The organism is Cyanobium sp. ULC065 (genome assembly GCF_977927515.1).
In genome coordinates this window covers 1,314,430-1,327,473 of sequence record NZ_OZ376393.1, presented here as the reverse complement: position 1 = coordinate 1,327,473, position 13,044 = coordinate 1,314,430, and the positions used below count along the sequence as shown (strand labels likewise).

General features: G+C 66.5%; 9 protein-coding genes, 1 tRNA gene and 1 pseudogene. 7 read left to right on the top strand and 4 right to left on the bottom strand.

The window, feature by feature from the left end:
* Positions 1-49: 49 nt before the first annotated feature.
* Positions 50-1,045 carry a ribose-phosphate pyrophosphokinase gene (locus ACXMDP_RS06475; protein ID WP_259729283.1) on the top strand — a complete coding sequence of 332 codons (996 nt, stop codon included), beginning with the start codon at positions 50-52 and terminating at the stop codon, positions 1,043-1,045.
* Between the two features lie 50 nt (positions 1,046-1,095).
* Positions 1,096-2,310 (top strand): glycoside hydrolase family 10 protein, encoded by a 1,215-nt coding sequence (locus tag ACXMDP_RS06470; RefSeq protein ID WP_399232859.1) that lies wholly within the window; start codon positions 1,096-1,098, stop codon positions 2,308-2,310.
* Between the two features lie 6 nt (positions 2,311-2,316).
* Here the strand turns inward: ACXMDP_RS06470 and pepN are convergent, their stop codons facing one another.
* From pepN to ACXMDP_RS06455, 3 genes are all read right to left on the bottom strand, one after another.
* Entirely contained in the window at positions 2,317-5,061 is a 2,745-nt protein-coding gene (gene pepN / locus ACXMDP_RS06465) for an aminopeptidase N (protein ID WP_259729268.1), read from the bottom strand.
* Between the two features lie 54 nt (positions 5,062-5,115).
* The gene (locus ACXMDP_RS06460; protein ID WP_255140567.1) at positions 5,116-5,586 is read right to left on the bottom strand and encodes a hypothetical protein; all 471 of its coding nucleotides are present in this window, start codon (positions 5,584-5,586) and stop codon (positions 5,116-5,118) included.
* A gap of 150 nt (positions 5,587-5,736) precedes the next feature.
* Positions 5,737-6,168 carry a cAMP phosphodiesterase gene (locus ACXMDP_RS06455; RefSeq protein ID WP_233132727.1) on the bottom strand — a complete coding sequence of 144 codons (432 nt, stop codon included), beginning with the start codon at positions 6,166-6,168 and terminating at the stop codon, positions 5,737-5,739.
* Positions 6,169-6,437: 269 nt separating this feature from the next.
* On the opposite strand from ACXMDP_RS06455, the gene ACXMDP_RS06450 reads away from it, so the two are divergent.
* Together ACXMDP_RS06450 and ACXMDP_RS06445 are read left to right on the top strand one after the other, a co-directional pair.
* On the top strand, positions 6,438-7,601 hold the full coding sequence (locus ACXMDP_RS06450) for a histidine kinase (protein WP_094510397.1): 1,164 nt from the start codon (positions 6,438-6,440) through the stop codon (positions 7,599-7,601).
* 74 nt (positions 7,602-7,675) lie between these two features.
* A tRNA-Glu gene (locus ACXMDP_RS06445) sits at positions 7,676-7,748 on the top strand.
* Positions 7,749-8,129: 381 nt separating this feature from the next.
* Here the strand turns inward: ACXMDP_RS06445 and ACXMDP_RS06440 are convergent.
* Positions 8,130-8,600 (bottom strand): SRPBCC family protein, encoded by a 471-nt coding sequence (locus ACXMDP_RS06440; RefSeq protein WP_259729267.1) that lies wholly within the window; start codon positions 8,598-8,600, stop codon positions 8,130-8,132.
* Between the two features lie 263 nt (positions 8,601-8,863).
* Between ACXMDP_RS06440 and petH the strand changes: the two genes are divergently transcribed.
* The 3 genes and pseudogenes from petH to ACXMDP_RS06425 all read left to right on the top strand — a co-directional run bounded on the left by petH (position 8,864) and on the right by ACXMDP_RS06425 (position 13,040).
* Entirely contained in the window at positions 8,864-10,036 is a 1,173-nt protein-coding gene (gene petH, locus ACXMDP_RS06435; protein ID WP_457767136.1) for a ferredoxin--NADP reductase, read from the top strand.
* 135 nt (positions 10,037-10,171) lie between these two features.
* Positions 10,172-11,695: a glucose-6-phosphate dehydrogenase gene (zwf, locus tag ACXMDP_RS06430; protein ID WP_259729265.1), complete on the top strand. Its 1,524-nt coding sequence runs from the start codon at positions 10,172-10,174 to the stop codon at positions 11,693-11,695.
* Positions 11,696-11,751: 56 nt separating this feature from the next.
* Positions 11,752-13,040 (top strand): annotated as a pseudogene (locus ACXMDP_RS06425) (glucose-6-phosphate dehydrogenase assembly protein OpcA).
* Positions 13,041-13,044 lie beyond the last annotated feature (4 nt).

Genomic DNA, 13,044 nt, shown 5'->3' with positions numbered 1-13,044 from the left:
CCGGAAGGCTTCTACCATCAGCTCCATGCCGACCTCGCTCACGCCCGCCGTGACCCGTTTCCTGACAGCCGATCGGGTCGAGCAGGACCAGCCCCCTCATGACACCCGGCGGCTGCGGCTGTTCAGCGGCACGTCGAACCAGGCCTTGGCCCGCGAGATCGGCGCCTATCTCGATGTGCCCGATGGGCCGCGCGCGATCAAGCGCTTCGCCGATGGTGAGCTTTATATCCAGATTCAGGAATCGATCCGCGGCTGCGATGTCTTCCTGATCCAACCCACCTGCGCTCCGGTGAACGATCACCTGATGGAGCTGCTGATCATGGTGGATGCCTGCCGGCGTGCCTCGGCCCGGCAGATCACCGCCGTGGTGCCCTACTACGGCTACGCCCGCGCCGACCGCAAGACGGCGGGCCGCGAATCGATCACTGCCAAGCTGGTGGCCAATCTGCTGGTGAAATCCGGCGTCGACCGGGTGCTGGCGATGGACCTGCACTCCTCCCAGATTCAGGGGTACTTCGACATCCCCTGCGATCACATCTACGGCTCGCCCGTGTTGGTGGATTACCTGCGCACCCGCGACCTCGGCGAGGTGGTGGTGGTGTCCCCGGATGTGGGCGGCGTGGCCCGGGCCCGGGCCTTCGCCAAGCAGATGAGCGATGCGCCGCTCGCGATCATCGACAAGCGCCGCTCCGGCCACAACGTGGCTGAGAGCCTCACAGTGATCGGCGACGTGGCCGGCAAGACGGCCATCCTGATCGACGACATGATCGACACCGGCGGCACCATCTGCGCGGGCGCGCGACTGCTGCGCCAGCGGGGCGCCACCCGGGTGCTGGCCTGCGCCACCCATGCGGTGTTCTCCCCTCCCGCGATCGAGCGGCTCTCCGAGCCCGGCCTGTTCGAAGAGGTGCTGGTCACCAACAGCATCCCGATCAGCGACGACCGCCGCTTCCCGCAGCTGCAGGTGCTTTCGGTGGCCAACATGCTGGGCGAAGCCATCTGGCGCATCCACGAGGAAAGCTCTGTGAGCTCGATGTTCCGCTGAAACCACCCGAACGCCACCGCGCCGAGGCGCCCTTTCCCCTGCGGGTGCGGCTGAAGAAGGCCCTGCCGGTGCTGGTCACGGCCCTGCTCACCACAGGACTGCAAGGCGTCGGCCTGCTGCCCGCTGCCGCCTCCAGCCAGCGGGTGGGAGTGTGGCTCACCAACAGCCCCAGCCCCCTCTACTACGACCGCAACCGGATCGAGCAGGCCGTCAAGGAACTGGCAGCTGCCCGGTTCAACACCCTCTACCCGAATGTGTGGAGCCGGGGCACCACCTTCCACCGCAGCCGCTTTGCTCCCACCGAACCGGCCCTGCTGAAGGCTGCGCCGGGACTCGATCCGATCTGCCAGATCACCCGCTCCGCCCAGCGGCGCGGCATGCAGGTGATCCCTTGGTTCGAATACGGAATGATGGAGCCCGCCGACGCGGAGGTGGTGCGGCGTCATCCCGAGTGGGTGCTGCAGCGCAGCGATGGCTCCACCCTCTACGCCATGCACGGCGCCAACCTGAAAACCTCACCGCTCCGGGATCTGCGGGTGTGGCTCAACCCGGCCCACCCCGGCGTGCGCGCCCGCTTCATCGGCCTGATCCAGGAGATCGTGCAGCGCTGTGGTGTCGACGGCATCCAGCTCGACGATCACTTCGCCTGGCCGGTGGAACTGGGCTACGACCCTTACACCAGGGCACTGTTCAGCAAGGAGAAGGGGCGGGAACCTCCCACGGATTTCAACAACCGCGAATGGATGAGCTGGCGGCGCCAGCAGCTCACCGGCCTGCTGCGGGAGCTGCGAAGGGAACTGCGCCGCAGCAACGACAAGGCGGTGATCAGCCTGTCCCCTGGACCGTTCCGCTTCGCCTACAACCATTGGCTCCAGGACTGGGAAATCTGGGCCCTGGGCAAACTGGTCGACGATCTGGTGGTTCAGAACTACGCCTTTTCGGTGCGCGGTTTCGCCCGTGATCTCGATCAGCCGGCGCTGGTGAAGGCCCGCCAGTGGGGCCTGCCCGTGGAAATCGGCATCCTGGCGGGCTTCGGTGGCCGCACTCCCGACATGGCCACGCTCAATCAGAAGGTGGAGCTGGCGGCCCAGCGGGGTCATGGCGTGATCTATTTCTATTGGGAAGGCCTGTGGGGCAACTACGCCGGGCCCGAGGGAGCTTCCCTCCGGCGCGACGCGTTCACCCGATTGCACCGCCAGGCCTTCGGTCGCGGGCAGAGCCCCGCCAAGGGACAGGCCTCCAGCGCCGGAGCGGCGCCCCGCTGATCGCCTTCAGGCCGCCACCCCTTCGCCGGCGCCGAGCGAACGGCACTGCTCCACCACTTCGCGGGTGTTGGCAGAAATATCCGCCGCAGCCAGCTGCTCCACCGCCGCGCGCATGTGCCCGGCCCGCTCCGGCCCATAGCTCTGCCAGCGGCTGAACAGCTTCGCGAGCCGCGACGCCGTGATCGGGTTGCGCCGATCGAGCGCCACGATCTGCTCGGCCATGAACCGATAGCCCGTGCCATCGGCCGCGTGGAACACCGGCGTGTTGGCAGAAAAGCCCCCCAGCACCGCGCGGATCGCGTTGGGAGCTGCCGGGTCGAAGCGCGGATGGGCCAGCAGAGCTGACGCCCGCTCCAGCCCATCGGCGAAGGGGGCGCTGGCCTCCAGCGCGAACCAGGAATCGAGGATCACTGGCTTCTCCTGCCAGCGTTGGTAGAAGGCCTCCAGCGCGCGGCGACGTTGCTCGCAGGGGTGAACCTGCAGGGCCCGCAGCCCGGCCCGGGCGAGCGTCATCGACGGTCCCTGCACCGCAGCGGCAGCGGCCTCGCGCACGGCCTCATCCCCGGCCGCCGCTCGCCAGCACCAGATCGTGGCGGTCAGGCGCCGCTCACCCTGCCCCTGAGGCCAGGGCTGCTCCCACTGCGGCCGGCAGGCGGCAAGCGCGTCCAGCAACGGCTCCTCCAGGGCAGCGCCGAAGACGCGCTCCAGGTCCAGCAGGGCCGCAAACAGCGCCGGAGGATCCGGCTCGGGGGCCAGATCCTCCAGTTCGGCCATGCCGGGAAGGGCCAGCAGGGCGCTGCGGCTGGCGGGCGGCAAGCTGCTGTCGGTGAGGATCGCGGCAAAGGCAGCGGTAAGCCCACATTCCAGTTCCGGGTCGCTGCGACCGGCGGCCCGGGCCAGCACGGCCTGCCGCAGCAAGGTCTGGCCTGCATCCCAGCGGGCGAAGGGGTCGCTGTCGCAGGCAAACAGGTGCAGCAGTTCGGCATTTGGCCGGGCAAGCTCGAGCCGCACGGGCGCCGAGAATCCCCGCAGCACCGAGAGGGCCGGCGGCGTCGGTCCCGGAGGCAACCCCTCGTAGCGCAGCTGGGTCTCCGCGGCCTCCAGCACGACGGGCGATCCGCCGGTCTGGGGCAGGGCCTGGCCGTCCTCACCCACAAGGGCCAGGGCCAGGGGAATCACCAACGGCTGCTTGTGCGGCTGGCCCGGGGTGGCGGGGGTGTGCTGGCGCAGCACCAGGGCGAGTGCGCCACTGGCGCCGTCCCAATGGCGATCGATCGACACCACGGGGGTGCCGGCCTGGTGATACCAGCGGCTGAACTGCTCGAAACTGAAGGGAAGCGGCGAGGGATCGTCGCCCTTCCCAAGGCTGATCTGCCTATTGATGGGCTGCCCAGCAGCGGTTTGCCCATCGGTGATCTGCTTATCGGCGGTGGCCGCAGAGGCTTCCGTTGCGGCGTCCTGCATGGCCTGCAGGAAATCGGCAGTGGTGGCGGCGGTGCCGTCGTGGCGCTGCACATAGAGCGCCATGCCGCGCATGAAGGTGGCAGGACCCAACAATGTGTGCAGCATACGGATCACTTCCGCACCTTTCTCATAGATGGTGGTGGTGTAGAAATTGTCGATCGCCTGATAGTGATCCGGCTGAATCGGGTGAGCAGTGGGTCCTGCATCTTCCCGGAATTGGGTATTGCGCAGCATCGCCACATCCTCGATGCGCTTGAGATCGGCACCGTGCAGATCGGCGGTGAAGCATTGGTCGCGAAACACCGTGAGTCCTTCCTTAAGGGAAAGCTGGAACCAGTCACGGCAGGTGATGCGATTCCCCGTCCAATTGTGGAAGTATTCGTGGGCAATCACGCTTTCGATGCGTTCGAGCTCACCATCAGTGGCGGTTTCGGCATCGGCGAGCACCAGCTTGGAGTTGAAGATGTTCAGGCTCTTGTTCTCCATGGCGCCCATGTTGAAATGGCGCACAGCCACGATGTTGTATTCATCGAGGTCGTATTCGAGCCCATACACCTGCTCATCCCAGGCCATCGACCGCTGCAGCGAGGCCATCGCATGAGCGGTGTAGGGGGAATCGCCCGGCTCCACATGCAGGCGCAGTTGCACCATCCGGCCACTGGCGGTGGTGAAGCTGCCGCGCACCTCCTCAAGCCGTCCGGCCACGAGCGCGAACAGATAGGAGGGTTTGGGGAAGGGGTCGTCCCAGACCGCGAAGTGGCGGCCATCGGCCAGGGCACCGGCAGCCTGGCAATTGCCGTTGGAGAGCAGCACCGGGTAGCGCTCCTGCTCCGCTTCGATCCGCACCTGGAAGCGGCTGAGCACATCCGGTCGGTCGGGGTGGAAGGTGATGCGGCGGAAGCCTTGGGCCTCGCACTGGCTTGTCACCATGCCGCCGCTGGCATAGAGGCCTTCCAGGGTGGTGTTCGTGTAGGGGTCGATCCTCACCCGACTGGTGAGTACGAACGGCCGCTGCGGCGGCTGGAGCACCACCAGAAGACCCTCCTCCTGGTGGGTGGCGGCAGGCGGAAGTGGTTCCCCGTCGATGGCCAGAGCCTCCAGCTCCAGCCCCACCCCCCTCAGCTCCAACGGTGAAGCGGCTTGAGCAGCTGAAGACGCCCCCACCGCGGGAAGGAACGAAAGGGTCGCTTCCACCAGGCCGTGGTCGGGGAAGAGGCGCACGGTCAAGTCCGTGCGCTCCAGCGCGTAGGGATAAGGCCGGTAATCGGCCAGGCGCACATCAGGCATCGACCCAGGGAAGAACAACCCTCTGATCCTGAAGGGTGCCAGGCAGCGCCGCGATCACCAAGGCAGCGGACTGCGTCCCTGGCCGGCATTGCAACCCACCTGGGAGCCCAGCAGCGCGCCGAGCGGCACTGCCCAGGTCCGGCCCTGGTCGCGGGAGGCGGCATAGCCGATGCCACCGCCGATCACGCCGCCCACGAGCCGGCCGATCGAGCAGCGCTGTTGCAGCGCTTGCGCTTCTTCAAAGGTCTGCGGTGCATTAAAGCCGTTCACCTGCCCCTGATAATCCTGATAAGGGGCGGGGAAGTTCCGCACCGGAATCACTCCCGACTGTGGGAGTGTCTGGGCCACGGGGACCTGGCGATAGACGGGAACCTGGCGGTACACCGGCTGCTGCTGATACACCGGCACCTGCTGGTAGGCCTGGCCAGGAAACCCAAACGACTGAGCCTGGACCGCGAGCGGAGCCAAGGAACCAATGCTGAGCAGGCCGGCGGCCATCAGGGCAGAAGATGACGAGAAGGTCATGACGACGTTGGTGAAAAACACCCCGGAGGGATGCCTTCAGCAAAGCCAGAAGCCCTGAATGAACTGCAACTGACCAGGGGGTCAATCGCATCCGGATGCGACCGCCAGTTGTGAGGTTGGCCTCTATCAAAAAGCCGACCTCTCAGCCACCTACTTCGGGGGTGCCTTTGCAGGCGCAGCTGGTGCAGGTGCGAGCGGGCCAGCTGCCGGCCTTGCGCCAGATCCCTGCTGCTTGATGGCCGCCTCCACCCGCTTCACTACATCCGGCGGCACCTGTTTCGGACAGAGATCCACCGCACCGATCACAGCGGAGTTCACGGCACCGCGCCGCAAATCCTCAATGGTGAGGGTCTGGGTGCCCACCTGCTGGATCTTGCCGCCGTGCAGCCCCTGGAGCACTTGCGCGATGGTTTCACCGGCGATGGCCACGGCCTTGTCGAAGTCCACACCGCCGCCGCGGGCGATGCAAACGTTGACAGCCGCGATCCGCGTATAGAGCTGCATCTGCGCTTCCGTGGCCGGTGCGGTTTGAGCGGCGGCGGGCAGAGACGCGAAGGGGAGCAGCAGGAGGGGGACCGCCACGAGGGACCGGCTCCAGCGGGGCAGAAGACGCAAAGGGGAGGACGCGTGAACCTCCATGGTGCTGCACCAGCCGATGAACTTCAATCGTGCACCAGCCGTGCCTCGCCCACTCTCCACGCCGTCCCGCGCAACCCGCCTGGTTCTCCGGCCGGCCCCCCGCGCCCGAAACCGCCTGCGCCCGCCCGCAGTCCACCAAACCGGCCCAGCGCCCTGCCATGGACTGCGGGTGAACTCATAATGTGGCAATTACGTATTGGACCAGCCAGACGGTGCCTGCTGCGGGGGGGCCTAACCCCACCACCCATCCCCCTGAGGCCTCACCGCCGCCGCGTCGCCCGCTGAAACTGCTGCTGGTGGCGGCGCCGTACCATCTCGCCACCGCCGACCTGCGCGGCGTCATGCACCTGCTCCAGAGCAGCGACAGCGGTTTCGATGTAAAACTTGAAGTGGCCCACCCGGCCGAGCGCCCGGAGCTTTTGGAGCTTCACCGCCTCGTGGCCACCCCGGCCTTGGTGAAACTTGAACCGAAGCCCCGGCAGGTGTTTGCCGGAAACACCGTGCTGCAGCAGCTCAAGGGCTGGCTACCCCGCTGGCAGCAGCGGGAAGTGGTGAGCGGCCTGGGCATGAGCCTGCGCCCCGCAGAAATGGATGGCAGCCGCACGCAGCGGGAACTGCAGCTGGAAGATCAATTGCTGGTGCTGCGCCAGGAGAACGAAACCCTGATCGAGCGGCTGGGGGTGCAGGAACGGCTGCTGCGCATGGTGGCCCATGAACTGCGTACGCCGCTCACCGCGGCCAAGCTGGCGCTGCAGAGCCTGCAGCTCGGCCACATCGACACCACGCGTTGCCGCGACGTGCTCGACCGGCGGCTGGACGACATTGAGCACCTCTCCAAGGACCTGCTGGAAGTGGGGACCACCCGCTGGGAGGCCCTCTTCAATCCCCAGCAGCTTGGGTTGGCCTCGGTGGCGGCGGAGGCGATCCTGGAGCTTGAAAAGCTTTGGGTGGGCCGCGACATCCAGCTGATTACCGACATTCCCGCCGACCTCCCGGCCGTGTTTGCCGATCAGCGGCGCATGCGACAGGTGCTGCTCAACCTGATCGAGAACGCCTTGAAATTCACCCCTGACGGGGGCCAGGTGCACCTCACGCTGCTCCACCGCACCAACCAGTGGCTGCAGGTGAGTGTCTGCGACACCGGCCCGGGCATTCCCAGAAACGAACAGCAGCGGGTGTTCCTGGAGCGGGTGCGCCTGCCCCAGACCTCGGGCACCACCTCAGGCTTCGGGGTGGGCCTGTCCGTGTGCAGGCGGATCGTGGAAGTGCATGGCGGTCGGATCTGGGTGGTTTCTGAGCCGGGAGAAGGGGCCTGCTTCCATTTCACCGTGCCGGTGTGGAACGGTCAGAACGCGGCAGTCGCTTCCCCTCCTTGACGAAGGGCCACTCCGACCCGTAGCTTCCAACACGTCGGATGGAGAGGCTTCGAACGCCCTTCACCCGTGGCCTCGCCCCCATCGTCTAGAGGCCTAGGACACCTCCCTTTCACGGAGGCGACAGGGGTTCGAATCCCCTTGGGGGTATATTTTAAATCTGAATACGATCTTAATTTATTACATTCCAGAACAATCTCTATATTTATATCTTCCTACAGGCAAATCCGGTTCTTTTCTCTTTTCAAGCGTCTGATTTATTCGATCAATCGTTCAGTTCGGGGCAACATCCTCAGCACAGTTCACCCAGCTCAGTTCAGGGCATCACCCTTTGGGCGGGCCGTCCTGCTCAGCGCGAGCCATGATTACTCACCGGAAGCTAACCATTGCAGGGAGCACACTCTCTCCGTGACGGCATCAAGGCTCGATCCTCTGGGGGATCTGAGGCTCAGCATGTCGGCATTCCATTCCCTGTGAGTTTCCGCCACGAGGCCAGCGGCTGTAAGCCCAGCCAGGCACCGCCTGGTGGTCTCAGAGGCGGCCCGAGCGGCGCAGTGCTTCCTGTTGCACTGCCCGCAGGTTGGCAGCCAGGTCTTCGCGCAGGCGCTGCTCAATCAGCGCGATCGGCATGCCCGGGCGGCCCTGCACGGTGAGGTCGTAAAGGAGCCGGGAGCCGATCGGATCCGGGCTCACCTGCCACGCCCCTTCAAAACAGCGGAAATCGCCCTGGATCATGGCGAAGCGGAGCATGCCGTGTTCCCGCACTTCCTGGAGCTCCAGTTCCACCCGCGCCGAGAAGCGCAGACCACAGAACTGTTGACAGCCCACCTGCTCCAGACCCACCCGGTCGTCGCGGCGCCACAGCAACCGCGAGGTGGAGAGGTTCGGGATGAAGCGGCTGAGGTTCTCGTAATCCGTGAGCACCGACCAGATCAGGTCGTCCTTGAGGTCGATGCGCAGCTGAACGGCCAGACGGCGGGCCCCCTGGGGCAGGCGCTCCATCTCCTGTTGGATGGTGTCGAGGGGGCAGGAGTGTTGCCCTGTGGCCGGGCTTGACGCAGTGATGAGCGAACCGGCGGAAGACACCACGTAGAAACACCCCAGTGCCGGGGAACGTAGGGGAGAGGACAACCTGTTGTCGCGCACCAAACTTAGCCCTGATGCCCGGATGTCGGCGTCAGGAACCGCGCACCTGCTGGGGAGCCGGTTGTGGCTTCGGAGCGTTGCCTAAGATCTGACAGCCTTTTTCCGCAGTGAGTCGCTTCATGCGCACCTCGACCGCCGCGCTTCGCCAGTCCGATGCCCGCATGTTCACCCTGGTGGTGGAAGGGCTGCAGGGTCCCGGAGAGCGAGCGGCCGAACGTCGCTTCATGGTGCCGCTGTCCCGGATGCAGGCCACGCTGCGCCTGATCAACCAGCAGGGAGGACGACTGATCTCGGTCACCCAATCCGACCAGGCCCCCACCCCATCTCCTGACCCCGGCCCCTCCGACCCGGTCGCCCCCGCCATCGCTCCTGTGACCACCACCGCCGCCAAAGAACCGGGCAAGCACGAGGCCGTGCCCGTGAACCTCTACAAGCCGAAGGACCCCTATGTGGGCACCGTGCTCGGCAACTATTCCCTGCTCGCCGAGGGGGCGATCGGCCGGGTGAACCACATCACTTTCGACCTCTCCGAGGGCAAGCTCCACTACGTGGAAGGCCAGAGCATCGGCATCATTCCCGATGGCACCGACACCAACGGCAAACCACACAAGCTGCGTCTGTATTCGATCGCCAGCACCCGCCACGGCGACAACCTCGAAGACAAAACCGTGTCGCTCTGCGTCCGCCAGCTTCAATACGAGAAAGACGGCGAAACCATCAGCGGTGTCTGCTCCACGTTCCTCTGTGACATCGAGCCCGGCGCCAAGGTGCGGATCACGGGGCCCGTGGGCAAGGAAATGCTCCTCCCGCCCGACGAAGACGCCAACGTGATCATGCTGGCCACCGGCACCGGCATCGCACCGATGCGAGCCTATCTGCGCCGCATGTTCGATCCCGGCGAGCGTGAGAAGAACCCCCACTACCAGTTCAAAGGCAAGGCCTGGCTGATCATGGGCGTGCCCACCACCGCCAACCTGCTCTACGAAGACGACTTCCAGAGCTACCTGAGCCACTTCCCCGACAACTTCCGCTACACCAAGGCCATCAGCCGCGAGCAGCAGAACCCCTCGGGCGGTCGCATGTACATCCAGGACCGGGTGGCCGAACACGGCGAAGAGATCTTCAACATGATCGAAGACCCCAAGACCCATGTCTACATGTGCGGTCTGCGGGGCATGGAGCCCGGCATCGACGAAGCCATGACCAAGGCCGCCGAAGCCAAGGGGCTGACCTGGTCGGAGCTGCGCCCCCAGCTCAAGAAAGCCGAGCGCTGGCACGTGGAAACCTACTGAGCCGGCCGCTTCCTCCAGGATCGGCCCGCCCTCTGGGCGGGCTTTTTTTTGCCGAAACCCCCACATAGCCGCCTGGGCACTCCGTGGGTGGCCGGTTCCCGGCTTTCGTGGAGGGATCAGGCCCGCCCTTCCCCCATGACCGCCGTCCTCACCAATCCGCTCAGGGTCGGGTTGCGCCAGGAGCGGGTGATCTCGCCCCAGTGTCTGGTGATCTTCGGCGCCAGCGGCGACCTCACCCACCGCAAGCTGATTCCGGCGCTGTTCGAGCTGTTTCGTCAGCGGCGCCTGCCCAGCGAGTTCGCCGTGCTGGGCTGCGCCCGCCGCCCCTGGAGCGATGAAGAGTTCCGCGCCCGCATGACCGAGGCCCTGGCGGAGGAGGTGGCCGACCACGCCAGCGCCTGGGAGCAGTTCAGCAGCGGCCTCTTCTACGAGCCGGTGGACCTGCAGGTGCCTGAGCATCTGGTGCGGCTGGGCCAGCGGCTCGAGGCCATCGACCGGCTGCGGGCCACTCGCTCCAACCGCACCTTCTACCTGTCGGTGTCGCCCACCTTCTATGGCAGCGGCTGCCGCGCCCTCGCCGATGCCGGCCTGCTGAGCGACCCGCAGCGCAGCCGGGTAGTGATCGAGAAGCCCTTCGGCCGTGACTACGGGAGCGCCGAGAAGCTCAACCGAATCGTGCAGGCCTGCGCCCAGGAAAACCAGGTCTTCCGGATCGACCACTACCTGGGCAAGGAAACGGTCCAGAACATCCTGGTGCTGCGCTTCGCCAACACCATCTTCGAGCCGATCTGGAACCGCAACTTCATCTCCAGCGTGCAGATCACCGCCGCAGAAACCGTGGGAGTGGAGGAGCGGGCCGGCTACTACGAGAGCTCCGGCGCCCTGCGGGACATGGTGCAGAACCACCTCACCCAGATGCTGGCGCTCACCACCATGGAAGCGCCGGGCCGCTTCGACCCGGAAGCGATCCGCAACGAGAAGGCCAAGGTGCTGCAGGCCGCCCGCCTCGCCGATGAGGCCGAGCCCTGGAACTGCTGCGTGCGCGGCCAGTACGGCCCCGGTGGCTCCCGCAGCCGGCCGATCAAGGGCTACCGGGAGGAACCCGGGGTCAACCCGAACAGCACCACCGAAACCTATGTGGCGATGAAGCTGTTCATCGACAACTGGCGCTGGCAGGGGGTGCCCTTCTATCTGCGCACCGGCAAGCAACTGCCGAAGCGGCTCAGCGAGGTGGTGCTCACCTTCCGTGAGGCGCCGGTGCACCTCTTCGACGCCGCCGGCGGCAGCCCCACCGCCAACCAGCTGATCCTGCGCATCCAGCCCAACGAGGGCGCCGAATTCCGCTTCGAGGTGAAGGCACCGGGATCGGGCATGCGCAGCCGGCCGGTCGACATGCAGTTCTCCTACGACGAATCGTTCGGGGAACCCTCCGATGAGGGCTACGTGCGCCTGCTCGCCGACGCCATGCTGGGAGATCCCACCCTGTTTACCCGCGGCGATGAGGTGGAAGCGGCGTGGCGCCTCTACACCCCCCTGCTGGAGCTGATCGAGGACAGTCCCTGGCAGCTGCCGGTCCAGCCCTATGAGGCCCGCACCTGGGGCCCCGCCGCTGCCGACAGCCTGCTCGCCAGCGACAACCTGGTCTGGCGCCGCCCCTGAACGCCTCGGCCTCCACCATCCACATCCGTCCCGTCCCCCTCCCTGCCCTTCCTTCCATGAGCCCCCAACTGACCCTTCAGGCCCCGGTGGAACTGCCGCCCCCGAGCTCACCGGGTACCTGGAGAAGCTCTGGCAGCACGACCTGGGGCACAGCAGTGGGGCCAGCACCTTCACCCTGCTGGTGTGGCAACCGGCCTGGGTGGAACAGCACCTGGTGCGGCTGGGCCGGCTGGAAGGCCCGGTGACCGGGGTGGTGCGTCCGGAAGTGCTGGAGGCGGCCCGTGAAGCGGTCGACTTCTGTGGCCTTCCCCCCAGCACCTCGCCGATGGCTCCAGAACTGGCCTGGGCGCTGGGCGAGCACGCGGGGGTCGACCACGTCGGCGAAGACCTGCGCGGCCAACACGTGGAATCGGCGATCAGCGCCTACCAGCCGCGCCGGCTGATCACCCTGGCGCCCACGCTCAGCAATAGCGCCGGCCTGGAAACGCTTGTGGCGGCCTACTGCCCCCTCAGCGAGGAAGGCAACAACGGCGCCACCTGCGGAGATGTGGTGGTGCTGCGCGGCGACTTCGACGCCCTGCGGCAGGGCCTGAGCCTGCTGCAACCCCTGGTGCCCGACGACCTGCCCTGCTGGGTGTGGTGGAACGGTTCGCTGGAGGAAGCGCCCGATCTGCTGGCGGCCCTCAGCAGCCCGGGGCGCCGGCTGGTGATCGACAGCGCCCTCGGTCCGCCGCGCCGCTGCCTTGATCTGCTGGAGGAGCGCGTCAACAGCAGCACCGCCGTCAACGACCTCAACTGGCTGCGGTTGCGCGGCTGGCGGGAGTCGCTGGCGATGGTGTTCGATCCCCCCGGTCGGCGCGAATCGCTAAGCCACGTGGTGCACCTCGACATCGATGTGGAGGGCAGCCATCCGGTGCAGGGGCTGCTGCTGGCCGCCTGGATCGCCGACCGACTCGGCTGGCACTTTGTGACCAGTTACAAAATGGACGGTGACTCCATCGGCGCCGACTTCGAGCGCAGCGACGGCAAGGAAGTGCGCCTCAAGCTGATGCCGGTGCCGGTGGGGATCCCCAGCAGCCACCCGGGCACGATCGTGGGGTTGCGGCTGATCTGCGAACCCGACGATCGCAAGCCGCTCTGCGTGATCCTCTGCTCGGAAACCGGCGGCTGCATGCGGCTGGAGGCCGGCGGCGTGGCGCGGATGGAGCTGGCGGAAGATGTGGTGCCGAAGGTGCCCGGGTCCGATGAGATGGAAATGGGGCGGCTGCTGGGTGGCGGCCACGACTCCACCACGCCGCTGCTCGCCGCCGCTGCTCCGCTGGCAGCCAAGCTGCTGCCGAACTGAGGCG

What these genes read in the sequence shown, in the direction of transcription:
- zwf (WP_259729265.1), top strand. Translation starts at nt 10,172, where the DNA reads ATGACCGCCGTCCTCACCAATCCGCTCAGGGTCGGGTTGCGCCAGGAG.
- petH (WP_457767136.1), top strand. Translation starts at nt 8,864, where the DNA reads ATGCGCACCTCGACCGCCGCGCTTCGCCAGTCCGATGCCCGCATGTTC.
- ACXMDP_RS06440 (WP_259729267.1), bottom strand. Translation starts at nt 8,600, where the DNA reads ATGGAGCGCCTGCCCCAGGGGGCCCGCCGTCTGGCCGTTCAGCTGCGC.
- ACXMDP_RS06460 (WP_255140567.1), bottom strand. Translation starts at nt 5,586, where the DNA reads ATGACCTTCTCGTCATCTTCTGCCCTGATGGCCGCCGGCCTGCTCAGC.
- pepN (WP_259729268.1), bottom strand. Translation starts at nt 5,061, where the DNA reads ATGCCTGATGTGCGCCTGGCCGATTACCGGCCTTATCCCTACGCGCTG.